The sequence below is a fragment of the Serratia grimesii NBRC 13537 genome, from assembly GCF_001590905.1.
GTDB classification, from domain to species: Bacteria; Pseudomonadota; Gammaproteobacteria; order Enterobacterales; family Enterobacteriaceae; genus Serratia; species Serratia grimesii.
This window is the reverse complement of the sequence record NZ_BCTT01000003.1, coordinates 153,472-178,981: the sequence shown is the minus strand read 5'-3', so window position 1 is coordinate 178,981 and position 25,510 is coordinate 153,472. Positions and strand designations below refer to the sequence as shown.

Here is a 25,510-nt window from a genome sequence, read left to right as displayed (position 1 = left end):
CCGCATGAAAGCGATGCTGATGAATTCCCTGTGGTTGATGTTGGAACGGGTATCGCTAAGCCTGTCAGGCATTTTCGTTTCGGTATATGTGGCGCGCTATCTGGGGCCGGCGCAATACGGGCTGATCAACTACTTGCTGTCAGTGATTGCGATTGCCGTGCCGCTGGTGCAATTGGGGGCCGATGCGGTGTTGTTCAACCGTGTTGCACGGCAGCGGCACAGCGGTATTCGTCTGATGCTGGCCTCCATGCGATTGCGGCGTCGGCTTTTTGCGCTGATCGCCGTGCCATTGATGGCTTGGGCCCTACTGACGCAGGACCGGACCAGCCAGATTATGATGGCGCTGATGCTCGCCAGTGCTTATTTCTCCATTCAGGACGTTTACAAGATTTATTACGATGCCCTGCTGAAATCGAAGCTGAACACGCTGATCAATAACCTGGCGCTGTTGTTGTCGATCATTTTGCGACTGGCGTTAGTGCATGCCCAGCTATCGCTGGAGTGGTTTGCCATTCCCTATGTGCTGAGCAGCCTGATTCCCTATACAGTTCGTTGGGTACTGTTTCGCCGTGAACAAGGCGGCATGATGCCGATCAGTCGACGTCATCAACGGCGTTACGGCCGTTACTTGTTGAAAGTAGGGTTGCCGCTGGCCGTTTCAGGTTTGTCGATTGTAATTTACACACGTATCGATCAGATCATGATTGGCAACTATTTGGGTGAGCACAGTGTCGGGCTATACAGCGCAGCCATCACCTTGAGCCAGGGATGGATCTTTGTGCCTATAGCATTGATCACCTCGATGATGCCAGGGGTGGCCAATGCGCGCACATTGGCCGAGCAGGAAGGGCGCATTCGGTTGTTGTATCTGGTGGTGTTGTTACTTTCGATGCCGGTGATTGTGTTGTTATCACTGTTTCCAGGCCCGGTCGTGGCCTTGATGTTTGGCAACAGTTACCGCGAAACCGCCACTATTTTGGCACTGTGTTCGGTGACGTCGCTATTTTCGGTGATGGGTACCGTGTCCTATCGGGCCATTGTGCTGTTTGGGGGATATCGCTTTATCGCAATAAAAATGCCGTTGGCCGCATTGACCAATGTGCTGATGAATCTGGTGTTGATACCGCGTTACGGTATTTGGGGTGCTGCGGTTTCAACCTTGATCACCGAGTTTGTTTCATTTTTTGTACTTAATGGCTTTTTCAGGAGAGGACAAATTACCCGGCTGCAGGTCACCTGCTACCGTTGTTTACCTCAATTAATAGGGAAGGTGCGAGAACTTTATGCTAAATAATCTGGTGAAGGGTTTTTACCGCAATATACCCGACGCATTATATCATCAGTTAAAATATGCTTTGTTTTTTCGTAAAGTTCCACATTTGGCTAAGCCAGTGGGATATAGCGAAAAACTGATGCGTAGAAAGGTATATCCTTTGGCGATGTATACTCAATTATCCGATAAGTATCTGGTGAGAGAGTATATTGAAAAGTTGTGGGGGGCAGAGTACCTGATTGAACTTTATGCACATGGGAGTGAATTAACTGAAGCGATGTATCAGGCATTGCCGGAGTCGTTTGTCATTAAGGCGAATCACGGCAGTGGCTATAACAAGCTGGTGTTCGATAAAAGCCAGACCAGCTTTAATGAATTAAGGATGTTAACAAACAGTTGGCTGCGACAGAATTTTTATCAGGTATACCGTGAACGTCACTATAAGGATATTACGCCCTGCGTCATGGTCGAGAAAATGCTGCTTGAAGACGGCAAAACGCCTAATGACATAAAGATCCACTGTTTTAACCGTGGTGGGGAGGTTCGGTTTTTCATCCAGATTGATTATCTGCGTTTTATCGATCACCGCCGGGATTTCTTTGACGCCAACTGGAACCGTACCGAGATCCGTCTGGGCGTTCCCAATAGTGACGTGCCTATGGATAAGCCCTGTAAGCTGGAAAAAATGTTGGCACTGGCAACGCAGGTTGCAGAGCAGTTCTCTTATGTTCGGGTCGATTTTTATCAAGTGGAGGAGCGAATTTATTTTGGTGAACTGACGTTTACCCCAGGAGCCGGTTTGCAAAGATTGACGCCGGAAACTATTGAACAGGAGTGGGGAGGTTATTTCCAGGATTAGCTGAATAACCGGTAGGCTGCGTGCATTTTACCCGCGTCAGCATGGGGGATAATAACCGGACAAGGATATGCTGGGATAACAAACTATTCCGTTGGCATTATTATTTTTTTGCCAAATGAAAATATATTGTTGAGGTAATAAATGGACTTATCAATTGTCATGCCCGTTTTTAATAACTCAGCCAGTCTGGCCGTAACATTAGCCCGTATGACCAATGCTTGCTCCGGGTTCGATTATGAAATTATCGTGGTCGATAATGCTTCAGATAAACCAGAGCTGGAAAAAATGCGCAGCCTGCTGGTCGCTAATCGCCGGGCACGTCTGCATGAAAATAAAACACGGAGTAATACGGCTGTCTCCTGTAATACCGGTTTCCGATTGGCGAGTGCAGACGTGGTTTTCTTTCTGGAACCGGAGGATTCATTCAGTACCAATTATATTATTCGCCGTCTGAAACGCCATCAGGATACGCGGATAGACATTATTTTTGGCAACTACACCACGGTGAGTGACAGGAATACCCGCAGTTATATGTTTGATTACAAGGAGGGGGCAACGGGCGCGGATTTTTTATTCCTGGATATGGGGGACATTCGGACTTCCACCATCAGCCTGCGTAAAAAGACTGACCGGCGATTTTTATTTCCGGAGTTTCTCTACAAATACCAGGATTGGGGGTTTTTGGTCAATGCCACCAACCTGGGAGCGAAGGTGGCATTTGACGAAGGGCGCGGGGTATTTATCCGCTGCGGTGATGCCGACACCGATCGCTGCCGGATGAGCATCGACGCCAGTGAACAATTTATTGACGCTTACCTGAACGCCAGCGGGCGCTATATCAGCGGTTTTGCCTGCAAACATCTGCTGGCTTCGCTGTACAGCGAGAATCTGCAGGCTTTCAACTATTACTCATCACGCACAGAACACCATGCCCTTAGCAGCAAGTTTAAGGCCATTAAATTGTACGGGGACTGTCTAGCCAGATTGGGGCTGTTTCCGTTAGGGGGACGTCTGTTGCGTACCGCCCGCGAGGGGTTTCGGAGATGACATGCAGCAACGAAAAGTAGCGATTGTGATTGAAAACATCGCCGAGAAAGGCGGTACCGAACGGGTAGCCAGCAGTCTGGCTAATGCATTGTCCGCGCGTTTGGGTCATCAGGTGGATCTGGTGTCGATCAGCGGTGATCGGGCGTTTTATCCGTTAGAAACCGACGTCACTTTGCGTTTTATGCCCGGCAGAACGTTGCTCTGGCCCTGGCGACTGGCGTGGTCGCTGCGGCGGGGCCGTTATGACGTCATTGTCACGGTATCGATGGGGAAACTTTCGTCAATCATGGTGCCGTATCTGCGCTTGCTGTGCCCACACAGCCGTCTGCTGCTGAGTGAACACGTCAGTTTTCATCAGTACGCCTGGCCGATGAAGTGGTTGAAAGTGCTGGTTTACCGGCTGGGTGACCGCACGGTACTGCTGACGAAGAAAGATCTGTCCATCATCAGTCGTTGGGTACCTGAACGGAAATGCCGGGTAATCGAGAACGTTTCACCGTTCCCGGTGCAGCCGCCGCAGCCGGCCCTACAACAACCAGTGGCGTTGGCGGTGGGGCGACTGTGTTATCAGAAAGGGTTTGACCGGTTAATCGCGGCCTGGCAGCGCGTGGCACAACAGGCTGTGGGCTGGCAATTGCATATCGTCGGTGATGGGCCGGACCGTGAGGCGTTACAGCAGCAAATTGAGGCTGCCGGTCTTGCCGAACAGATCACACTGCTGCCGGCGACGGCCGATATCGCCAGCCACTATCGCCAAGCCTCAATGCTGTTGATGACATCACGTTATGAAGGTTTACCGATGGTGCTGATTGAAGCGATGAGCTTTGGCCTGCCGCTGGTGGCGTTTGACTGCCAGACGGGGCCCGCCGAACTGATCGACGATGGTGATAACGGCTATCTGGTGGCCGAAGGCGATCTCGAGGCGTTCAGCCAACGCACGCTGGCGTTGATTGATGACGGTGAACTGCGCCAGCGCTTCTCCCTGCATTCGCTGGCGCGGGCGCAGCAGTTTATCCCCGAGCGTATTTATCCCCAATGGCAACAGCTTATCGCTGGAGGTTAAGATGGAAAAAGTGTCAGTTATCATGCCAGCCTACAATGCCGCTGGTTTTATCAAGCAATCCATTCTGGGTGTATTGAACCAGACGTATCAGGATTATCACCTGTATGTGATCGACGATGCTTCCACGGACAATACCGCCGATGTGGTGAAGCCCTTTATTCACGATCGTCTGACTTACATTCGCAATAACACCAACCAAGGCGTAGCCGAAACCCGCAATATCGCGATTGAAGCCGCGCGCGGTGATTATATTGCGTTTTGCGATAGCGATGATGTCTGGCACCCCAACAAGCTGGCGCGCCAGGTCGGTATCTTAAAAACCGATCGTTACGACGTCGTGTGCTCCCATTATTACACCTTCGTAGATGACCCTGACCGGGTGAAGAACTACCGGGGAGCGGGAGAAATCATCGCCTACAACGACATGCTGAAAAGTAACTGGATCGGCAACCTGACTGGTATGTACAACCAACGCCAGGTCGGCAAGGTATATCAGAGCAAGGTCGGTCATGAGGACTACGTGATGTGGCTCTCGGTGCTGGAAAAAGCACGTAACCATCTGGCGTATTGTATTCCCGAGCCGCTGGCCTTTTACCGCCTTTCCGCCCAGTCGTTGTCCGGCAATAAAATTCAGGCTGCGGATTGGCAATGGCAGATTTACCGCCGTCATCTGGGGTTGTCCTATCAGAAGTCGTGCTATCTGTTCTTCTCTTATTTGTACAGCGCGGTGATGAAAAGACAATGAACCTCAGCAAGCTATCTTCGGCCTGCCTGTTGGCGGGCGCTGGGTGGACAGGACTGGTTAATGCCGCCCCTTGTGGCGGCAATCTGTTAACGAACCCCGGCTTTGAACAAGGGGGGGCAGGTTGGTCGTTGGCTTCCGCAGAAGTGGTGCCCGGCGGGCACGACGGTCAGAGCAGCCTGTTCTATCAAAATCACAATCCTGCCAATTACCACAATATGGTGCAGACACTGGCAGTCAAACCGGGCCAGCAAGTGGCTTTTGGTGTCTGGGTTCGTGGTGAGAACCTGAAGGGTAAGGGAGAAAATCAGGGCGCGAGCGTGTTTATCGAAAGCTATGACGACCAAGGTCGTTTTTTGGCCGGTAGCTATCCACAGGGTATCCTGGGCACCAGCGGTTGGCAGCCGGTCACGGGCGATTTTCGGGTGCCACCACGGGCGGTGAAGGTGGTTCTCGGGGTGTATCTGCGCCAAGGCACTACCGGTAATGCCTGGTTTGATGATGTTTACGCCTGCCAGCAACCCGTCGCGCCTGAGTTATATCAAATGCGGAGCAGCAAGGGGTCGGCATCAAGCCTGATTGAAGTGGTGGATCCGCAACAGGTCCAGGTCGACAGTACACTGGTGAACGACAAAAATACCCCGGTGAAAAGTGACAGCCGCCGCTATGCCATCAGTGGCAAACAGCAAGTGGAATTTCCGCTGCCGGCGGGACTGGCTGCCGGGGAATATCGCCTGCAACAACAGGTGACGGATGTGGCTTCGCAGCGAAGCCAGCGCAGTGAGATGCCCATCAGCGTGGGGCGGGCTCAGCCCAAAGTGGCGTTGGATGCACAAGGCTATACCCTCAAACAGGGTAAACGTTTCTTCCCACTCGGCATCTATATGTATGGCGAGATGGCAACGGATGAACATCTGACACGCATCCGTGACGCCGGTTTTAACACACTGCTTAATTACAACTACGGTACCGGTCGCGATCCTTACAATTATTTCCGCAAAACGCAGCAGTATGGTTTGCAGGTGATTTTCTCACTCAAGGATATGTACGCCGGTACCCGTTTTGCTCCGGAAACCCACATGAGCTACCCGCAGCTGACGGCAAGCTATGTGGAAAAATTCAAAAATGAACCCAATCTGCTGGCCTGGTACATCAACGATGAGTTGGGGCCAGAATACGTGCCGCAGATTGAGCAAAAACACCTGCAGGTGAAACAGTTGGATCCCGATCACCTGACGTTCCAGGTGCTGGACAAGACCGGCACCCTCAACGCCTACTTCAACAGTTCGGACGTGTTGGCCAGTGATCCTTACCCGGTTGGCAGAGATGCCGATCTGACGCGGACACTTGAATACACCCGCATAACCAGTCAGGTTGCGCGGCAGGTGAAAGGGGCCTGGCTGGTGATGCAGATTATGGATCACGCTGCGTACGCGCCCAACCGCAAACCACGTCAACCAACGGAGGCGGAGATCCGCAACCAGGCTTGGTTAGGGTTGATTGGCGGTGCCCAAGGCATCCTGTTCTATTCCTATACCGATCTATTCTACAAACGCCAACGTGGTGGCTTTAACCAGCAGGAGTTCGATGCCATCTGGCAAGGCGTCGCCAGCGTGAGTAAACAGATTGTCAGTTTTAACCCCTATCTGCTCTCGGGCGAAAGCACGCTGTTACAAGGCAACAATACCGCCATTCCTGCCCGTTTGTTTATCAATGGTGAACGCGGCTTGGTGCTGATAGCCAACCCTTATTACCGGCCAATGTCGGCACGTTTTGATTTACCTACAGGCTGGCAGGTTGAAGGGCGTGGGCAGATCGACGCTGAATTGCCGTCAATGGGCAGCCGCGCAGTCTGGGTGCAACGTCAAACAGAAAATAAAGGATAACCTGTCATGAATACCACCCTGAGCCTGATTATTCCGGTCTATAAGGTTGAGGCTTATATTGAGGCATGCCTGTGCTCGGTGCTGCAACAACTGCCTGATTGGGCAGAGGTGATCATCGTGGATGATGGGAGTCCTGATGGGTCCATGAGCATCGCCGAAGAGGTGCTGTGTCGCTACCCCCAACATAAGCGACGGGTGAGCATTTTACGCCAGGACAACCAAGGGTTGAGCGAAGCGCGTAACAGCGGTATCGCCTTGGCTGAAGGACGTTATGTCGGTTTCCTGGATTCCGATGATGTTTTGCTGGAAGGGTACTTCAGTATTCTGGGGCGTTTGCTGGCAGATAATCCGCTGTCGGACATTGTGGCGTTCAATGCTCAGCGCTTCTCGGCGATCCGTAATGGGAAGATCCAACCTGACTGCACGTTGGCCATTGTGCCCGGCAATGCCGCCCCACAGCAGAGTGAAAGCCATAGGGCACTGCTGGCGGACAGCTTCAACCGCAGCATGTGGTTCGCCTGGGCGCGTATTTACCGCAAAACTCTCTTCAATGAAGCACGTTTTCCGTCGGGACGAAACTTTGAAGACATTCAGTTAATTCCGCAACTGTATCTGAAAGCGGAGCGTATTGTGGTTTGTGACACACCGTTGATAGGGTATCGCGCCAACCCGAATGGCATTACGCGCGCCCCCAAAAGACGCGATCTGGACGATCTGGATTATGCGATCGACGGTGCCGACAGCGGACGCCGGCAAGGGGTAGGTAACGGACTTTATTCGATTCTTTTCGTCACCACGCTGAAGGCGCGTTTGCTGGTGGGGCTGGACTTTTTCGGGGTGCGTGACGCACTGCGCGAAACCCGCGAGCTGAAACGCCGTTACTCGAGTCTGCGTGCTGAAGAGCGCAAAATGCTCAGCCGCAAAAACCGGCTGTTCTACCACAGTCCGCTGGCTTACTACCTGATGGCCCGGCTGTATAACCTGCGCGGATAGCGGCGCCATGTTCGTTCATTTCTCCATCGCGTAGGGGCGCTGCATGCTGCGCCCATGTCAACCGGGGCGAATTTATTCGCCCCCTACAGGCAGAATCAAACTATGAGTATCACCGTTAGCGTCATAATACCCACCTATGGCCGCAGTGAGCTGCTGGCTCGCGCTATTGACAGTGTATTGGCGCAAACCCACAGCCCATTGGAAATCATCGTGGTGGATGATAATCCACAGGGCGATGCCCATCGCCTCGCAACTCAGGAACGTCTGGCCGAATATATCGAACGGGGGCAGGTTATCTATTATCCGCGTCGGCACAACGGCGGGGGCGCTCAGGCACGTAATAGTGGGATCCTGCGTTCACGCGGGGAATACATTACGTTTTTGGATGATGACGACTACTACCATCCACAAAAAATCGCCCGCCAGTTAGCGTTTATGCAGCAGGGTAATTACGACGTTAGCCTGTGCGACATGGATATTCTGAAAGAGGGGAAAATCAGCGCCGAGCATTACTATCGGGCGCGTTGCGAAGGCCTGGAAGACTTTATGTTGGCTGGAGTGGCTTACACGCCGATGATCATGATGCGGCGCAGTACAGCGATCGCGGTACGCGGTTTTTTCAACACCCCACGCTACCAGGACCATATCTTCCTTTACCGGCTACTGGCTGCCGGGGCTCACATTGGCACTCTGCATGAACGGCTGGCGGTGCACAACGATCACGATGGTGAACGGATCACCTCCAGCCCGAAAGGCATTATCGGTTATCGCAATAAAATGCAGTTCGAACAGCGGCTGATGCCGCACATATCGCCTCGCGCACGCAAGATCATTCGCCTGCGTCATACCTGCATTAACTCGCGCATCATTACTGACTGCAAGAGCCGTCTGGTGGGGGTGCTGTATGGGCTAAAGGGCATCATCTACATCAACAGTGGCCTGATGGCCGGTGTGTATATGAAGAATATCATCCGTAATGTGTTTTTCCGTGGCGTGCCGTTCTGATGCGTTACCCGAAAAGATAAAAGAACAACGCCCCTCCAGAGGAAGATTATGCGCTTTGAACGTTCGACGTTGATTGGTAGCGTGCTGTTGCTGACGGTTCCGCTTTTTGCTTTGCTGCACAGCATCGCCACGCTGCGGGTGGGAAAGAAAAATTCGGCGGCTTATCTGCTGATTGCGCTGTGTTTTTTCTTCTTTTTTATCAAGATCCCGCCCTTGGCGGATCTCTACCGCCACTTCGCCAACTATGATGCGATTAACTCGTCCACCAGCCTGGGTGATGTCATTCAGGGTAAGGTGGACGTAGTGCTGTACGCCAACTTTTATATTTTCAAAACGTTGGGTATCCCTTTTTACATCATTCCAGGGTTATACGTTGGCCTGTCGGTTTACTGTTATCTTGCCGCGCTCAATATTGTCATGTTGCACTCCGGCAAGGCATTTTCGCCGCGGCAATTTGTATTGCTGCATCTGGCCGTGCTGTTTTTGATCAACCCGTTTATCATCGGCATGGGGCTGCGCTTTGGCTTCTCGATGGCTGTGATGACGCTGGCGATGGTGCTGTTTTGCCATCAACAGAATCGACCACTTGCCGCTGGCCTGATGTTGTTTGCCATGCTGACTCATTTTTCCAGCATGTTACTGGTCGGGGTGTTTCTATGCAGCCGGGTAATGCGGCTAAATCGCTTGCTGACGGTCGTGTTTAGCGCCATCGCGTTACTGACCGCGAAGTTCGCACTGCCGTTTATCGTTTCCCATATTACGATTTCCGGCATCAACAGCTATTCCGATGTGTATACCTCCGGTATGTATGCCAGCGACTACCTGACGTCTGGCAACGCTAACGGGATGATTAATTTCTTGATTGTGTTATTCCCGGCGCTGTTTCTCGGCGTATTCATGTTGTCTCATCCGATGCACAATCAGGCTGGGGACATCAAAAACACTGCGGCATGGCTGGTGGTGTTTGTTTTCCTGTGTTCCAGTTCGCTACAGGCAGCCAGCCGCTATGCCAGTGTGGCGTCGGTATTCCTGCTGTTTTACTACATTGCTCATCAGGGGTCGTTCATTCGCGGCAGGTTTAACTACTTCTTTCTGTGCTTCATGTTGATGGCGACAGGTTATAACCTGATCGAGAACATCTATGTCCCGCGTCGGCCGATTATGCTGGGGCAAATGTGGCAGTCATTCTATAAAACGCCGTTGTTGAACCTGTTCTACGGTGAACAGGAGTATGAGCAGTATCTACGTGTGATTAACCGCGATAGCGGTGAATGGATAGGGCACGAGATGGATCTTGGGTAGCGTGCCTTTTCTACCTATAACAGCAACCTTGCAGCCAGGGATGCGGACGCCGATCCGCATCCTACCCCCAAATACCCCAACGCACTTCGCAGAACATCCCACCGAATATCTAAATCATAATTTTTATTATATTTTCAATGGATTAACGCTTTTTTCTGCCCTGATACTTTAGGGGTAGTCACGCCGCTGTCGCCGTTATTCTCCCTCCGTTCTCTTGATCGCAATCAATTTGCAGGCTGAGCCGCATTAGTAGGCTGGCGGCAGATTGAGCAACGTCGTTCCTTATAACGATAAGATTATAAAAGCCTTCAGGAGAACTCCGGATGAGCAAGTTTCTAGACCGATTCCGCTATTTTAAGCAGTTGGCGGAACCCTTTTCGGGCGATCATGGCCAGACGCTGAACACCAACCGTGACTGGGAAGACGGCTATCGTAGCCGCTGGCAGCACGATAAAATTGTGCGTTCCACCCATGGGGTGAACTGTACCGGCTCCTGTAGCTGGAAGATTTATGTGAAAAACGGTCTGGTGACCTGGGAAACCCAGCAAACCGATTATCCGCGTACCCGCCCGGACTTGCCCAACCATGAACCTCGCGGTTGCCCGCGTGGCGCCAGCTACTCCTGGTATCTGTACAGCGCCAACCGACTGAAATACCCACTGATGCGTAAACGCCTAATCAAACTGTGGCGTGAAGCGAAGGCGCTGCACAGCGATCCGGTCGATGCCTGGGGCTCGATCGTCAGTGATGCAGAAAAATCCAAAAGCTACAAAGTCGCACGCGGACGCGGAGGTTTTGTGCGTTCCAGCTGGCAAGAAGTGAATGAACTGATTGCCGCGTCTAACGTTTACACCGCCAAAACCTTCGGCCCGGATCGCATTATCGGCTTCTCACCGATCCCGGCGATGTCGATGGTGTCCTACGCCGCCGGCGCCCGCTATCTGTCGCTGATTGGCGGCACCTGCCTGAGCTTCTACGACTGGTACTGCGACTTGCCGCCAGCCTCGCCAATGACCTGGGGCGAGCAAACCGACGTGCCGGAATCGGCCGACTGGTACAACTCTTCCTACATTATCGCCTGGGGCTCCAACGTGCCGCAGACGCGTACCCCGGACGCTCATTTCTTCACTGAAGTGCGCTACAAAGGCACCAAAACCGTGGCAGTCACGCCGGACTACGCGGAGGTCGCCAAGCTGTGCGACCAGTGGCTCAATCCGAAGCAGGGTACCGATAGCGCCATGGCGCTGGCAATGGGCCACGTGATGCTCAAAGAGTTCCACCTGGATCGTGAGGTGGGCTACTTCCGGGACTACGTGCGTCGTTACACCGATATGCCAATGCTGGTGATGCTCGAACCGCGCGAAGAGGGTTATTACGCCGCCGGTCGCCTGCTGCGTGCCGCTGATCTGGTGGATGGTTTGGGCCAGGAAAACAACCCTGAGTGGAAAACCGTTGCCATCGATCAGCGCAACGGTGAGCTGGTGGCGCCGCAGGGGTCGATTGGCTTCCGTTGGGGTGAGCAGGGCAAATGGAACCTGGAACAACGCGCCGGTGAAGACGGGCAGGAAGTCGAGTTGCAACTCAGCCTGCTGGGTGCGCATGACGAAGTGGCCGAAGTCGGGTTCCCGTACTTTGGCGGCATTAAAAGCGGCAGTACCGAGAGCGAACATTTCAACAGCGTGGCGCTGGACGAAATCCTGCTGCACACGCTGCCGGTAAAACGCCTGCGTCTGGCGGACGGTAGCGACGCGTTGGTGACCAGCGTTTACGATTTGACCCTGGCCAACTACGGCCTCGAACGTGGTCTGAACGATGCCAACTGCGCCACCGACTATGACGACGTCAAGGCTTATACCCCAGCCTGGGCCGAGCAAATCACAGGCGTCTCACGTCACAACATTATCCGCATTGCCCGTGAGTTTGCCGACAACGCCGAGAAAACCCATGGCCGTTCGATGATTATCGTTGGTGCCGGTGTTAACCACTGGTACCACATGGACATGACCTACCGTGGCCTGATCAATATGCTGATCTTCTGCGGCTGTGTTGGTCAGAGCGGTGGTGGTTGGGCGCACTACGTCGGCCAGGAAAAACTCCGTCCACAGACCGGTTGGCTGCCGCTGGCGTTTGGCCTCGACTGGCAACGTCCACCGCGCCATATGAACAGTACCTCGTTCTTCTATAACCACTCCAGCCAGTGGCGCTATGAAACTGTCGGTACTGAAGAGCTGTTGTCGCCGTTGGCGGACAAGACCCGCTTTGGCGGCAGTCTGATCGATCTCAACGTGCGTGCTGAACGCATGGGCTGGCTGCCGTCGGCACCTCAACTGGGTACCAACCCGCTGCATCTGGCGGCACAGGCGAAAGCCGCTGGTCAATCACCGCTGGACTTCACCGTTGCAGGGTTGAAAAAAGGCACCCTGAATTTTGCCGCTGAACAGCCAGACAACCCGCAGAACTTCCCGCGTAACCTGTTCGTTTGGCGTTCCAATCTGTTGGGCTCATCCGGCAAGGGCCATGAGTACATGCTCAAATACTTGCTGGGTACTGAAAATGGTATTCAGGGCAAGGATCTGGGCCAGCAGGGCGGCGCTAAGCCCGAGGAAGTGGAATGGTTGGATAACGGCGGTGAAGGCAAATTGGATCTGGTGGTAACGCTTGATTTCCGCATGTCCAGCACTTGCCTTTACTCGGACATCGTGTTGCCAACTGCCACTTGGTACGAAAAAGACGACATGAATACCTCGGATATGCATCCGTTTATTCACCCGCTGTCGGCGGCGGTCGATCCGGCCTGGGATTCGAAGAGCGATTGGGAGATCTACAAAGGTATTGCCAAGGCCTTCTCTGAAGTTTGTGTCGGGCATTTGGGCAAGGAAACCGACGTGGTGACGCTGCCGATCCAGCATGATTCAGCCGCCGAGTTGGCACAGCCTTATGGCGTTAAAGACTGGAAGAAAGGTGAGTGCGATCTGATCCCAGGGATTACCGCGCCGCACATCATGGTGGTAGAGCGTGATTATCCGGCTACCTATGAGCGTTTCACTTCGCTGGGGCCGCTGCTGGATAAGCTGGGCAATGGCGGTAAAGGGATTAGCTGGAACACCCAGACCGAAGTTGATTTCCTGAAACAGCTTAACTACGTGAAGGCGGAAGGTCCGGCTGCCGGTCGGCCGAAGATTGAAACCGCCATCGATGCCGCCGAGGTGATCCTAGCGCTGGCACCGGAAACCAACGGACAGGTCGCGGTCAAGGCGTGGGACGCGTTGGGCAAGATGACCGGCCGAGACCACCGCCATCTGGCACTGAACAAGGAAGATGAAAAAATCCGCTTCCGCGATATTCAGGCGCAGCCGCGCAAAATCATTTCCAGCCCGACCTGGTCAGGCCTGGAAGATGAACATGTGTCTTACAACGCCTGTTATACCAACGTGCATGAGCTGATCCCATGGCGCACCCTCAGCGGCCGTCAGCAGCTGTATCAGGACCATGAGTGGATGCGTGCCTTTGGCGAAAGCCTGCTGGTGTATCGCCCGCCGATCGACACCCGTGCCGCGCAGCCGTTGCTGAACCAGAAGCCGAACGGCAACAAGGAGAAGGCGCTGAACTTCCTGACGCCGCACCAGAAATGGGGCATTCACTCCACGTACAGCGACAACCTGCTGATGCTGACCCTGTCGCGCGGTGGACCGATCGTCTGGATGAGTGAAGAAGATGCCAAAGACTTGGGCATTGAGGACAACGACTGGATCGAAGCCTTTAACGCCAATGGCGCGTTAACGGCGCGGGCGGTGGTCAGCCAGCGCGTCCCGTCCGGTATGACCATGATGTACCACGCGCAGGAACGCATCGTGAATATTCCAGGTTCGGAAATCACCAGCCAGCGCGGCGGTATCCATAATTCGGTGACCCGTGTCTGTCCGAAACCGACCCATATGATTGGGGGATACGCGCAACTGGCCTACGGTTTTAACTATTACGGCACTGTCGGTTCTAACCGCGACGAGTTCGTGGTGGTGCGCAAGATGAACCGTATTGACTGGTTAGACGGTGAGGGTAACGACGATTCGCAGGGCAGCCAGCAGGAGAAAGCAAAATGAAAATTCGTTCGCAAGTTGGCATGGTGCTGAACCTGGACAAATGCATCGGTTGCCACACCTGTTCAGTGACCTGCAAAAACGTCTGGACCAGCCGCGAGGGCATGGAGTACGCCTGGTTCAATAACGTGGAAAGCAAGCCCGGCGTGGGTTATCCGCACGCCTGGGAAGATCAGGAAAAGTGGAAAGGCGGTTGGATCCGTAAAATCAACGGCAAGCTTGAGCCACGCATGGGCAGTCGTGTCGGTCTGTTGTCGAAGATTTTTGCCAACCCGGATGTCCCGGCGCTGGACGATTACTACGAGCCGTTCGACTACGATTACCAAAACTTGCATACCGCGCCACAGGGCAAGCATCAGCCGATCGCCCGTCCGCGATCGCTGATCACCGGCCAGCGCATGAAGAAGATTGAAAATGGCCCGAACTGGGAAGAGATCCTCGGTGGCGAATTCTCCAAACGTTCGAAGGACAAAAATTTCGACAATATGCAAAAGGAGATGTACGGCCAGTTCGAAAACACCTTCATGATGTACCTGCCGCGCCTGTGCGAACACTGCCTTAACCCGGCCTGCGTCGCGACCTGCCCGAGTGGTGCTATCTACAAGCGTGGCGAAGACGGCATTGTGCTGATCGATCAGGATAAATGCCGCGGCTGGCGCATGTGCCTGACCGGCTGCCCGTACAAAAAGATCTACTTCAACTGGAAAAGCGGCAAGTCCGAGAAGTGCATCTTCTGTTATCCGCGCATTGAATCCGGTCAGCCGACGGTGTGTTCGGAAACCTGTGTGGGTCGCATTCGCTATCTGGGCGTGCTGCTGTATGACGCCGACCGTATTGAGCAGGCGGCAGCGGTCGAAAACGACAAGGATTTATACCAGAGCCAGTTGGATATCTTCCTCGACCCGCATGATCCTGCGGTGATTGCCCAGGCGTTGGCCGACGGCATTCCACAAGGGGTGATCGAATCCGCCCAGCAGTCGCCGGTATACAAAATGGCGATGGACTGGAAACTGGCGCTGCCTTTGCATCCGGAATACCGCACGCTGCCGATGGTATGGTACGTGCCGCCATTGTCACCGATTCAATCTGCCGCCGATGCCGGTGAGCTGGCGCATAGCGGCGTGCTGCCGGACGTGGAAAGCCTGCGTATTCCGGTGCAATATTTGGCGAACCTGCTGACCGCTGGCGATACTACGCCGGTGCTGTTAGCGCTCAAGCGCATGCTGGCGATGCGCCATTACAAACGGGCAGAAACCGTTGACGGCGTACTGGACACCAGCGCACTGGAACAGGTGGGGCTGACCGAAGCGCAGGCGCAGGAGATGTATCGCTATCTGGCGATCGCCAACTACGAAGACCGCTTTGTGATCCCGTCCAGCCATCGCGAACTGGCACGTGTTGCCTTCCCGGAAAGCAAAGGCTGCGGCTTTAGCTTTGGCGACGGCTGCCACGGCAGCGACGGTAAATTCAACCTGTTCAACAGCCGCCGCATTGACGCTATTGATGTGACGAAGAAAACGCCGCGTCAGGAGGATGCCTCATGATCAGCCTGAAAGTGATTGCTCGCCTGCTGGACTACCCGGAGCAGGCGCTGTTTGACCATCAGCAGGCGCTGGTTGAAGCGCTGGAACCGGCCAGCGAACTGGATTTGCATCACAGTGCACAGCTGATCTTGTTTATTCGCCGTTTTTGCGCTCGCCCATTGTTGGACGTGCAGGCCGAATACTGTGAGCTGTTCGATCGAGGGCGCGCCACCTCACTGTTGCTGTTTGAGCATGTGCATGGCGAGTCGCGCGATCGCGGCCAGGCCATGGTCGATCTGATGGCGCAATACCGCGAAGCCGGGCTGGAGATCGACAGCCGCGAACTGCCGGATTTCTTGCCGCTGTATCTGGAGTATCTCGCTAGCCGCAGCAAGGAACAGGCCGCGGGTGGGTTGCAGGATATTGCGCCGATCCTGGCACTGCTTGGCGCGCGGTTACAACAGCGTGAAAGTCCGTATGCAGTACTGTTTGATCTGCTGCTGGTGTTATCTGGCAGTGAAGTTCAGTCTCAAACGCTGGAGTCCCAGGTTGCAAAAGAAGCTCGCGATGACACGCCGCAGGCACTAGACGCAGTATGGGAAGAGGAACAAGTTAAGTTTCTAGGCGAGCAGGGCTGCGCTTCGGCGCAGCAAGTGGCGCACCAACGGCGTTTTGCCGGCGCGGTGGCACCGCAATACCTGGACCTGACGGATGCGCTAACCGGAACCAAAGGACGCTAATCATGCAATTTTTAAATCAGTTCTTCTTCGATATCTACCCCTATCTGGCGGGAGCGATTTTCCTGATCGGCAGTTGGCTGCGTTACGATTACGGCCAATACACCTGGCGTGCCGGATCCAGCCAGATGCTGGATAAAAAAGGGATGCGACTGGCCTCCAACCTGTTCCACATCGGTATTCTGGGCATTTTTGCCGGGCACTTCCTCGGCATGCTGACGCCGCATTGGATGTATGAATCCTTCCTGCCGATTGATGTGAAGCAGAAGCTGGCGATGATTGCCGGTGGTGCCTGCGGTGTGATGACACTGATCGGCGGTGCGTTGTTGCTCAAACGCCGTCTGACCAATCCACGGGTACGGGCGACCAGCAGCTTTGCCGATATCATGATCCTGACGCTATTGGTGGTGCAGGTGTGCCTCGGTTTGCTGACCATTCCGTTCTCCGCCCAACATATGGACGGCAGTGAAATGATGAAACTGGTGGGTTGGGCGCAGGCTGTGGTGACCTTCCACGCTGGTGCATCAGAACATCTGGTAGGGGTGGCTCCAATCTTTAAACTGCATATGGTTCTGGGTATGACACTGTTCGTGCTGTTCCCGTTCTGCCGCCTGGTACATATCTGGAGTGTACCGCTAGAGTATCTGACTCGCCGCTATCAGTTGGTACGCAACCGCCGCTGAGCATCAAAACACTGCCGCTGTATAACAGCGGCGGTGTACTCTTCCCGCCTACAATTTTTACGCCTTCGCCTGCCTATTTTTGCTTCCTTGCCGTAAACTTAATATCTCAGTATTGTTACAATTATTCGTCGGCGCCTGCCGGCTGTTTGCAGTGCATAACAACAATCAATAGCCCCTGTTTGCGGGCACTTTGGGATTTAAAACCGGGGATGACTCGCCGCTGTTAGTAGGATAGCGCCGGGAGATCGCTTTATGGATAGTCAGGTTAATCAACAACAATAATGACAATACACTCTTTTTCGTCACCTGCGTTGCTGCCTCTTAAAGTCATCGCTACTGGGGCGGCGTTACCGCCTAATCGCGTCGAATCTTCCACTCTGGACAGGTTGTTGCGCAAGCCAGTCGGTTACGTCGAAAAACGCTCCGGCATCGTCCACCGTTATCACGCTGCTGATGATGCGAGTCAGGCTGAGCTGGCCGTTGCCGCGTTACAGGATGCCTTGACCCGTTGCAATATCGACGCGCAATCCATCGACTTATTGATTTCCGCTTCAGCGATCTCAGTGCAAGCGCTGCCTTGTACTGCTGCGCACATTCTCAAAATCGCCGGTTTGGCACCCGGTACGGCAGGCTTCGATATTAATAGCAGCTGTGTCAGTTTTATCTCTGCGATGCAGGTGGCTGCCGGTTTGCTCAATGCCGGGACCTATAAACGTATTGCGATTATCTCGGCAGATTTGGCCTCGCGCGGCATCGACTGGGATCACGAAGAGTCCTCACTGATTTTTGGCGACGGGGCGGCTTGTGCCATTGTGGAGCGGGGTGATGGAACCAGTGGCATTCTGGCCAGCCTGGTGGAAACCTACCCCGAAGGCAGCGAATTGTGTGAGATCCGTGCCGGAGGGACCCGACGTAATCCGCGGGCCGGTATGACAGGCAGCGACTTCCTGTTTCATATGCAAGGTAAACAACTGTTCCGTCAGGCCTCGGCGTTGATCGAAGACTACCTGGCTCGTCTGCTTGCTGCCAGCGGCCTGACGTTGGCGCAGATCGCCACGGTGGTGCCGCATCAGGCAAGTCATCTGTCACTTGAACATATGCGTAAGCGCCTGCATGTGTCCAGCGAGGTACTGGTGGATATTTACCGCTATCACGGCAATCAGGTTGCGGCGTCTATTCCCACGGCACTGCATGCTGCGGTTACCGATGGTCGCTTTAACCCAGGGAAACCGGTGATGCTGATTGGTACCGCCGCCGGGTTATCGCTGGCTGGCATGGTACTGCTGCCGTGAAGGTGTTGGTCACGGGGGCCACCAGTGGGCTAGGGCGCAATGCGGCGCAGTGGTTGCTGGACGCGGGTTATCAGGTGCAGGCTACCGGGCGCGACAAGCGGGCTGGAGAAGAACTGAGGCTACTGGGGGCCGAGTTTAGCCCATTGGATTTAGCACAGGCCACGGCGGAAGAGTGTCGACAATTGATGCTGGGCTGTGATTGGGTGTGGCACTGTGCGGCAAAGTCTTCTCCGTGGGGCAGTAAGGCCGAGTTTTATCAGGCCAATGCGGTTGCCACAGAAAAGTTGGTGGAGGCGGCAGGGGTTTGTGGCGTGCGGCGCTTTATTCATATTTCCACGCCGGCGATTTACTTTGATTTTAACGTTCATCAATATGTTGATGAAGGATACCGCGCCCGTCGTTTCGCCAATCATTACGCGGCCAGCAAATACGCTGCGGAACAACGGTTGCAGGAGCGGGTGCTCCGTTACCCGCAAACCACCTACATTATTCTTCGCCCGAGAGGGCTGTTTGGCCCGCATGACCGGGTGATTGTGCCACGCCTGCTGCAACAGTTGGACCGCGATAGTGGCGTGCTTCGCTTGCCCGGTGGAGGGAACGCGCTACTGGACCTGACCTTCGTGCTCAACGTGGTGCACGCGATGGATCTGGCGAGCCGTCAGCATCGGTTGCCCTCCGGCGCGGTGTACAACATCACAAACCATCAACCACAACGGCTGGCAGATATGCTGGATGCGTTGCTGCGTCAGCAGTTGGGATTACGTTATCGGCTACAGGCGGTGCCTTATCCCTTGCTGAGTGTGCTGGCAGGCTGTTTGGAACTGCTGGCCCGTTTTACCGGCAAAGAACCCCTGCTGACCCGTTATAGCGTGGCGGCGGTGTATTTCGATATGACGCTTAGCCAGACCCGTGCTATTGAAGAACTGGGCTACCTGCCGCGCTATTCGATGGATGAGGGAATTCGTATGACCGGCGAATGGTTTAAACGGCAGGGGGGCGCGCTGCATGGCTAAGGTGACCGTTTTTGACGTGGGGTATTGTACCCATATCGGTTGTATGGCGTTGCGTGGCGCAGGATTCCGGGTGTGCAAATTCCCCGCACGTGCTTATCTGTTGGAGGTGGGAGAACGACGTTGGCTGTGGGACACTGGCTACGCGCACTATTTCCAGCAGCAGACGCAGTCTGGCATTTTCCGCATTTACCGGCAGATGACGCCGGTGTATTTCGATCCCAGAGAATCGTTGGCACACCAGTTGCGCACCGCAGGTTATGACGCCAATGATATCCAGGCGTTAATCGTTTCACATTTTCATGCAGATCACGTTGCCGGGCTGCGTGATTTCGCGCACCTCGGTTTTATCTGTTCCGGTGAAGGATGGCGGCAAACTCGTGAACTGCGAGGCTTTGCAGCGTTAAAACGCGCCTTTATTCCCGGCCTGATTCCAGAGAGTTTCGAGACTAACCTGACGTTCATCGAAGGTTTTCCTCAGGTCAGCCTACCTGCTTTGCTCGCACCCTTCGATCGCGGGTATGCGTTGCCGGGCAGCGACGGGCAAATCGTGTTGGTAGACCTGCCAGGGCATGCTGCCGGCCATATAGGTGCATTTATCCTCACGGACAGCGGTTGGACACTGCTGGCCAGCGACGCTGCCTGGTCTCCGTTAAGCTACCAGCAGTTGCGTGGGCCTTCACGGTTGGCCAACCTGGTGATGGAGGATTCTAATGCCTATTATCGCACGTTGGAGCGGCTGAACCAGTTGTGGGCGAGTGGTAATGCCGAGATCCTGCTGTGCCATGAGGGGGATTTATGATCCCGTTAATGACACTGTGGCACTACTTTCGGGCCCGCCGTTTAGTCTTTTCCGATCGCCATTCTTTGGAAGCCTACCAGAAGAGGCAACTAAAACGCTTTGCCCGGAGCGTGTTGACTAAAAGCCCTTATTTCCGGCGTGTCAGCCGGCAAGCGATCGCCACTTGGCCGCTGATGGATAAGGCGTTGATGATGGCGCAGTTCGATCAAATGAACACCGCCGGATTGCAACGCGACGCACTGTTAGCCTGCGCGCAACGCAGTGAGGTGGAACGGGATTTCACGCCAAAAATCGGGAAATACAGCGTAGGCCTGTCGTCAGGGACGTCAGGACAACGTGGCATTTTTGTCGTCAGTCCACGTGAACAACAGGTTTGGGCCGGAGGCATGCTGGCGAAAATGCTGCCGGACGGTCTGTTTGCCGGTGAACGCGTGGCGCTGTTTCTGCGGGCGGACAATAACCTGTATCACAGCGTGAACAATCGTTGGCTGAGTCTGGTGTTTTACGATCTTTTTGCGCCTTTTACCCCACAGCTATCCCGGCTGGAGCAGCAGGCACCCACCATCATTGTCGCACCGGCGCAGGTACTGCGCGCATTGGCGCTAGCGGTGTTAGCCAAACAGATTCATCTCGAGGTAAAGAAGGTGATTTCGGTGGCAGAAGTGCTGGAAGAACAAGACCGGCGTCTGCTGGCGCAGGTTTTTCCCGTGGTAGGTGAGGTGTATCAGGCCACTGAGGGCTTCCTGGCGGCTACTTGTGCGCACGGTACCCTGCATCTGAACGAAGAGTTCTTGCATATTGAACCGCAGTGGATTGATGAGCAGCGTTTTACGCCGTTGATCACTGACTTTACCCGTAGCACCCAACCGATTGTGCGCTACCGGCTGGATGATGTGTTGGTCAAACAGACGGAACCTTGCCCTTGTGGGCAGCGATCAATGGCGATTGCGCGTATTGAAGGGCGGCGTGACGATCAACTGGTGTTGCCCAATAGGTTTGAACAACCACAGGTGGTATTTGCCGACGTGTGCAGCCGCGCGATTGCCAATGCGTTGCCGCTGACCAGCGATTACCGGCTGATCCAATACGGTGAGACGCAATTGCATCTGATCGCCGATTGCAGCGAGGCTGAGTTGGCTCACTGCCAGTCACAGCTAACGGCATTGTTTGAACAACAGGGCATTGCGACCGCGAATCTGGAGTGGCAACGGACGGTACAGACGGTGATGCCGCAGTTTGATCGTAAGAGAAGACGGATTATCCGCCAGGCGGGGGCATGATGAGAATGATCGCGTATCGGTTGTGGCAGATGTTGCTGGGCTGGGGACTCGTGGGCGTCGTTTATACGTTAACCGACCGTCTACAAAGTACGGGCACAGTGCTCCCGCCATCAGCAATTGACCGCGGGATCCCGTTTAGTCCGACCGCCATTTGGTTGTATCTGTCTTTCTTTATCATTGTTCCGCTCGGCTATCTGTTAGCGCCGATTGAGCGGGTCAAATGGCTGAGAGCAGCGATGCAACTGGCCGCAGTGGGCGCTGGAGCGATATACCTGTTGTGGCCAACGACCTTGGTTTATCCGCAAGACAAGGGGGACGGGTTAAGTTCACAACTGCTGGCGGCACTGACCCAGGTTGATTCACTGCAAAATTGCCTGCCTTCGCTACACATGGCGCTGACGGTGTTGGCCGTGTGGGCATTGAGCGATAAGCAGCGTAAAGTGAGAACGGCGTTGCTCATGGTATGGGCGCTGGCGATCGCGTTTTCCATCCTGCAATTGCGTCGCCATTTGCTGGTTGATCTGGTCAGTGGGGCACTGTTGGCATTTATTGCCGGTTGGGTGGTGCAGCGCATCAATAGCGTGCGGCGAGATACCGTCAAAGGAGAAATAGGATGAGCGAACTGGCGATGCCGATCCTGTTCATGCTGTTTGTCGTCATTGGTGAGGCGCTGGTGTTGCAATACGCGCAGCGGCGCCAGGTGAACTGGCACGATCTGGTGTTCAATCTGAACTCCGGTCATATCATGCTGTGGCTGTTCCGTGGGTTGGAGATCACCTGCTATGGCTATGTGGCAGCACACTTCAGCCTGGGCCTGTTGGATACCTGGCCACCGGTGCTAATGTGGCTGTTTGCCCTGCTGGCGTGGGACTTGGGTTTTTACTGGTTGCATCGCCTGCACCATTATTTACGGGTGCTGTGGGCGGTGCATGTGGTGCATCACCAGGGGGAGCATTTCAATCTCTCGTTGGGGGTTCGCAATTCCTGGTATTCGTCGCTAACGTCGATCCCGTTCTTTTTAGTATTGGCGCTGCTGGGTGTGCCGTTGTCAGTGTTTGTCACGGTGTCTATCCTGCACTACAGCATTCAGCTGTTTAACCATAATGCGCTAACGCCTAAGCTTGGTCTGTTGGAGAAAATACTGGTCACGCCGGCGCATCATCGGGTGCATCACGTTAAAGACCTGGCCTATTCGAACAAAAATTTTGGCGGCAGCTTTATCTTCTGGGATAAGTTGTTCGGTACTTTTTGTCCGAACCTGCCTGAAACGCCATTTGTGTATGGCGTCAGTGGCGATAAGCCGTCCGCCAATCCGTTCTGGGCGAGCAATCTTCCTTTCTTGCGTTATTTACGTCTGTCCTGGCGGCCTAAAGCGACAACGGGGCGTTTCCGTTGCTCAGCACTTAGCGTGTTCAGCGGTGCGATGCTGCTGTTTACGCTGGTCATAGGTTATGTTTACCAGTACGGCTACGGCTACAGTGATGTTAACTGGCCGCAAATGACGCTGTTGGTCCTGTTGGCGTTTGGATCAATGGCGTTGGGCGGCATGACAGAAGGGCATCGCTGGGCGATTGTGGCCTGGCTGGTGATTACGCTGAGTATTCCGCTGTTGTTCATCGGTTATCTCGGGTGGCCGCAGCGCTATTGGCAAATTGCGATGGCCATTATCGCACTGCACGGCGTTTGCGTGGCATTAGGTTGGGGCCGGGCGAAACAGCCGGTTCCGACGGGAGTGTCGCATGGCTGACGCACTCCCACCGCTGCGTTTTCCTGCCGATGGCGAACAGGCGTTTCATCGTGCGCTCAAACATGCCGCGCACGCGTATCTGGCGGGTGATCACCGTTATGCCGACGGCTGGCGACTGGCTAAAGCGGCACTGCTGCTGGTGTTGTGCTGTGGTTTTTATGTTTTGAGCGTGATGCAGCAACAGCCGTGGGCGTTTTTCGGCTGTTATTTCCTGTTTGTGATGATGGGGATGCTGCTCAATGTGAATGTGAATCATGATGCTTCGCATAATGCCTTTTTGCGCAGCCCTTGGGCCAACCGGTTGGTAGGACGGTTAGTCACGTTGCCGTTGGGGGTGGATCCAGACTACTGGCGCGTGCGGCACGTGGATTATCACCATGTTTATGCCAATGTTGAACATTATGATTTGGATACCGAGGAAAATGGTTTCTTTCGCCAGACGCCGTTCCAGCGCTGGCGTAAACATATGCGCTATCAACATCTGTATTGGCCGATGATTGCCGCACTCTCTCTGCCCTATATCGCCTGGATTTTTGACTGGTCGGATCGCATGGGTAAAACCCCATTGCATGAAAAGAACATTTTACCGGGCGGTGGTGGTTGGGCCGTGTTTATCCTGTGCAAGATTGGCCATCTGCTGCTGGTACTGGCAGTACCGCTGGTGTTATGTCAACAGAACGGCATCAGCTGGCAATGGGTGTTGTTGGCTTACGCACTCAGTCAAATGTGCGCTTCACTGTTGGTGGTGTTCTTGTTATTGGGCACCCATTGGGCGCAGGCTGAGTTTTACTCTGTGCCGGAAGGCGAAAGCATGCCGCACGGTTGGTACCGACACAATTTTGCTACTGCGTGCGATTGGGAAACCTCACCACGTGGATTACAGCATCTGACCGGCGGGTTGAATTATCATCTGACCCACCATTTGTTCCCCGGTTGGAATCATCGACATTACCCGGCGCTGGCCGCCATAGTGGCGCAACTGGCGGCGCAGCATGGTATGGAATATCGCTGCATTGGTTACCGCGAACTGCTGGCACAGCAACAGCAATTCTTACGTCGGATGGGGCAGCCATGACACCGTTGCGCCCGCTGGCTTTTCAGCGTGATGACTCTGGTCTGCACCGCGCATTGATGCAGGCTGCACAGAATTATCTGGCCGAAAGTCGCGATCACCGTTTTGCTGATATTGGCATGCTGGCAAAGGTATTGATACTGCTGGCGCTGTGTGCGCTTTGTTATGCATTGAGTCTGCAACAACACAGTATCTGGGCGTATTTTGCCTGTTACTTCGGTTTTATTTTCATTGGCATGTTCCTCACGGTGAACGTGGTCCATGATGCGTCGCATAACGCATTTTTCAAACAGCCATGGGCCAATCGCTGGCTGAATTGCCTGGTGAGTATTCCGCTTGGATTAGATCCCGATTGCTGGCGAGTAAGACACGTTATTTTTCATCACGCACACAACAACATCGAGCATTACGATCCTGATATCGATGCCAACGGCGTACTGCGTCAGACGCCGTTCCAGCGTTGGCGGCCTTTTATGCGCGCGCAGCGTTTTTACTGGCCGCTGGTTGCCGCGATGACCTTCCCGTATTACATCTGGTTGTTCGATTGGCTGGATCGGGCGGGGCAAACCCGGGTTACGGCACGAATGGCGCAGCGGGGAATACGTGGCTGGACTGTGTTTTTGATGGGCAAAACTGCGCACCTGATACTGGCGCTGGCCATCCCCTGTTACCTGTTACCACCAGCGATAGGTGTGGGGCAAATAGTGCTGGTTTATCTGCTGAGCCAGATGCTTTCGTCGCTGCTGTTTGTGATGCTGATTATTGGTACCCATTGGGCCAAGGCGAAGTTTTATCAGGCTCCGGCGCAGGGGCCGTTACCGCACGGCTGGTATCATCATGTGTTTGCCACGACGTTTGACTGGTTTCCGCGACCACGTTGGTTAGGTTATTGGTTGGGCGGTGCCAATTTGCATCTGACGCACCATTTGTTTCCGCACTGGAGTCACCGGCATTACCCGGCATTAAGCCGTATCATTGCTGAGGTGGCACCGCGTTTTAGTATCGACTATCGGGTGTTGGAACTGGGGGAGTTATTGCGTTTGCAACAGCGTTTTCTTAGCGCGATGGGGCGCAAACCGGAGTAGTTATTAGCGTGG

General features: G+C 54.3%; 21 protein-coding genes. All 21 read left to right on the top strand.

Features of this window, described 5'->3' with window-relative positions; all coding sequences use genetic code 11:
- The first annotated feature begins 4 nt into the window (after window positions 1-4).
- The 21 genes from SGR01S_RS03170 (at window position 5) to SGR01S_RS03070 (ending at window position 25,498) form a co-directional block, all read left to right on the top strand.
- The gene (locus SGR01S_RS03170; protein ID WP_061806504.1) at window positions 5-1,294 is read left to right on the top strand and encodes a flippase; all 1,290 of its coding nucleotides are present in this window, start codon (window positions 5-7) and stop codon (window positions 1,292-1,294) included.
- Window positions 1,284-2,132, top strand: coding sequence for an ATP-grasp fold amidoligase family protein (locus SGR01S_RS03165; protein ID WP_061806503.1), 849 nt, complete (start codon window positions 1,284-1,286; stop codon window positions 2,130-2,132). The genes SGR01S_RS03170 and SGR01S_RS03165 overlap by 11 nt, the downstream gene beginning before the upstream one ends.
- Before the next feature lie 141 nt (window positions 2,133-2,273).
- A complete protein-coding gene (locus SGR01S_RS03160) occupies window positions 2,274-3,179 on the top strand; it encodes a glycosyltransferase family 2 protein (protein ID WP_037419164.1) in 906 nt (301 codons plus the stop codon).
- Window position 3,180: 1 nt separating this feature from the next.
- Complete coding sequence (locus tag SGR01S_RS03155) at window positions 3,181-4,242, top strand: glycosyltransferase family 4 protein (protein ID WP_037419167.1); 1,062 nt, start codon at window positions 3,181-3,183, stop codon at window positions 4,240-4,242.
- Window position 4,243: 1 nt separating this feature from the next.
- A complete protein-coding gene (locus SGR01S_RS03150; protein WP_037419170.1) occupies window positions 4,244-4,987 on the top strand; it encodes a glycosyltransferase family 2 protein in 744 nt (247 codons plus the stop codon).
- Window positions 4,984-6,870: a carbohydrate binding domain-containing protein gene (locus SGR01S_RS03145; protein WP_061806502.1), complete on the top strand. Its 1,887-nt coding sequence runs from the start codon at window positions 4,984-4,986 to the stop codon at window positions 6,868-6,870. Before SGR01S_RS03150 ends, SGR01S_RS03145 begins: the two co-directional genes overlap by 4 nt.
- Before the next feature lie 6 nt (window positions 6,871-6,876).
- Entirely contained in the window at window positions 6,877-7,863 is a 987-nt protein-coding gene (locus tag SGR01S_RS03140) for a glycosyltransferase family 2 protein (protein ID WP_037419176.1), read from the top strand.
- A 102-nt stretch (window positions 7,864-7,965) separates the two neighbouring features.
- Window positions 7,966-8,868 carry a glycosyltransferase family 2 protein gene (locus tag SGR01S_RS03135; RefSeq protein ID WP_061806501.1) on the top strand — a complete coding sequence of 301 codons (903 nt, stop codon included), beginning with the start codon at window positions 7,966-7,968 and terminating at the stop codon, window positions 8,866-8,868.
- A 48-nt stretch (window positions 8,869-8,916) separates the two neighbouring features.
- Window positions 8,917-10,170, top strand: coding sequence for a hypothetical protein (locus SGR01S_RS03130; RefSeq protein ID WP_061806500.1), 1,254 nt, complete (start codon window positions 8,917-8,919; stop codon window positions 10,168-10,170).
- A 323-nt stretch (window positions 10,171-10,493) separates the two neighbouring features.
- Window positions 10,494-14,270 (top strand): nitrate reductase subunit alpha, encoded by a 3,777-nt coding sequence (locus tag SGR01S_RS03125; RefSeq protein ID WP_061806499.1) that lies wholly within the window; start codon window positions 10,494-10,496, stop codon window positions 14,268-14,270.
- On the top strand, window positions 14,267-15,811 hold the full coding sequence (narH, locus tag SGR01S_RS03120) for a nitrate reductase subunit beta (RefSeq protein WP_061806498.1): 1,545 nt from the start codon (window positions 14,267-14,269) through the stop codon (window positions 15,809-15,811). The genes SGR01S_RS03125 and narH overlap by 4 nt, the downstream gene beginning before the upstream one ends.
- On the top strand, window positions 15,808-16,530 hold the full coding sequence (narJ, locus tag SGR01S_RS03115) for a nitrate reductase molybdenum cofactor assembly chaperone (RefSeq protein ID WP_061806497.1): 723 nt from the start codon (window positions 15,808-15,810) through the stop codon (window positions 16,528-16,530). The genes narH and narJ overlap by 4 nt, the downstream gene beginning before the upstream one ends.
- 2 nt (window positions 16,531-16,532) lie before the next feature.
- Window positions 16,533-17,210, top strand: coding sequence for a respiratory nitrate reductase subunit gamma (narI, locus tag SGR01S_RS03110; protein ID WP_061806496.1), 678 nt, complete (start codon window positions 16,533-16,535; stop codon window positions 17,208-17,210).
- Window positions 17,211-17,491: 281 nt separating this feature from the next.
- A complete protein-coding gene (locus tag SGR01S_RS03105) occupies window positions 17,492-18,502 on the top strand; it encodes a 3-oxoacyl-[acyl-carrier-protein] synthase III C-terminal domain-containing protein (protein ID WP_061806495.1) in 1,011 nt (336 codons plus the stop codon).
- Complete coding sequence (locus SGR01S_RS03100) at window positions 18,499-19,515, top strand: NAD-dependent epimerase/dehydratase family protein (RefSeq protein ID WP_061806494.1); 1,017 nt, start codon at window positions 18,499-18,501, stop codon at window positions 19,513-19,515. The genes SGR01S_RS03105 and SGR01S_RS03100 overlap by 4 nt, the downstream gene beginning before the upstream one ends.
- Window positions 19,508-20,314 carry an MBL fold metallo-hydrolase gene (locus tag SGR01S_RS03095; RefSeq protein WP_061806493.1) on the top strand — a complete coding sequence of 269 codons (807 nt, stop codon included), beginning with the start codon at window positions 19,508-19,510 and terminating at the stop codon, window positions 20,312-20,314. The genes SGR01S_RS03100 and SGR01S_RS03095 overlap by 8 nt, the downstream gene beginning before the upstream one ends.
- Window positions 20,311-21,594: a F390 synthetase-related protein gene (locus SGR01S_RS03090; RefSeq protein WP_061806492.1), complete on the top strand. Its 1,284-nt coding sequence runs from the start codon at window positions 20,311-20,313 to the stop codon at window positions 21,592-21,594. The genes SGR01S_RS03095 and SGR01S_RS03090 overlap by 4 nt, the downstream gene beginning before the upstream one ends.
- A complete protein-coding gene (locus tag SGR01S_RS03085) occupies window positions 21,591-22,211 on the top strand; it encodes a phosphatase PAP2 family protein (protein WP_082797596.1) in 621 nt (206 codons plus the stop codon). Before SGR01S_RS03090 ends, SGR01S_RS03085 begins: the two co-directional genes overlap by 4 nt.
- Window positions 22,208-23,341, top strand: a complete 1,134-nt coding sequence (locus tag SGR01S_RS03080) for a sterol desaturase family protein (protein ID WP_061806491.1) — start codon at window positions 22,208-22,210, stop codon at window positions 23,339-23,341. The genes SGR01S_RS03085 and SGR01S_RS03080 overlap by 4 nt, the downstream gene beginning before the upstream one ends.
- Complete coding sequence (locus SGR01S_RS03075; protein ID WP_061806490.1) at window positions 23,334-24,416, top strand: fatty acid desaturase family protein; 1,083 nt, start codon at window positions 23,334-23,336, stop codon at window positions 24,414-24,416. The genes SGR01S_RS03080 and SGR01S_RS03075 overlap by 8 nt, the downstream gene beginning before the upstream one ends.
- A complete protein-coding gene (locus SGR01S_RS03070; RefSeq protein ID WP_061806489.1) occupies window positions 24,413-25,498 on the top strand; it encodes a fatty acid desaturase family protein in 1,086 nt (361 codons plus the stop codon). The genes SGR01S_RS03075 and SGR01S_RS03070 overlap by 4 nt, the downstream gene beginning before the upstream one ends.
- Window positions 25,499-25,510: the final 12 nt, after the last annotated feature.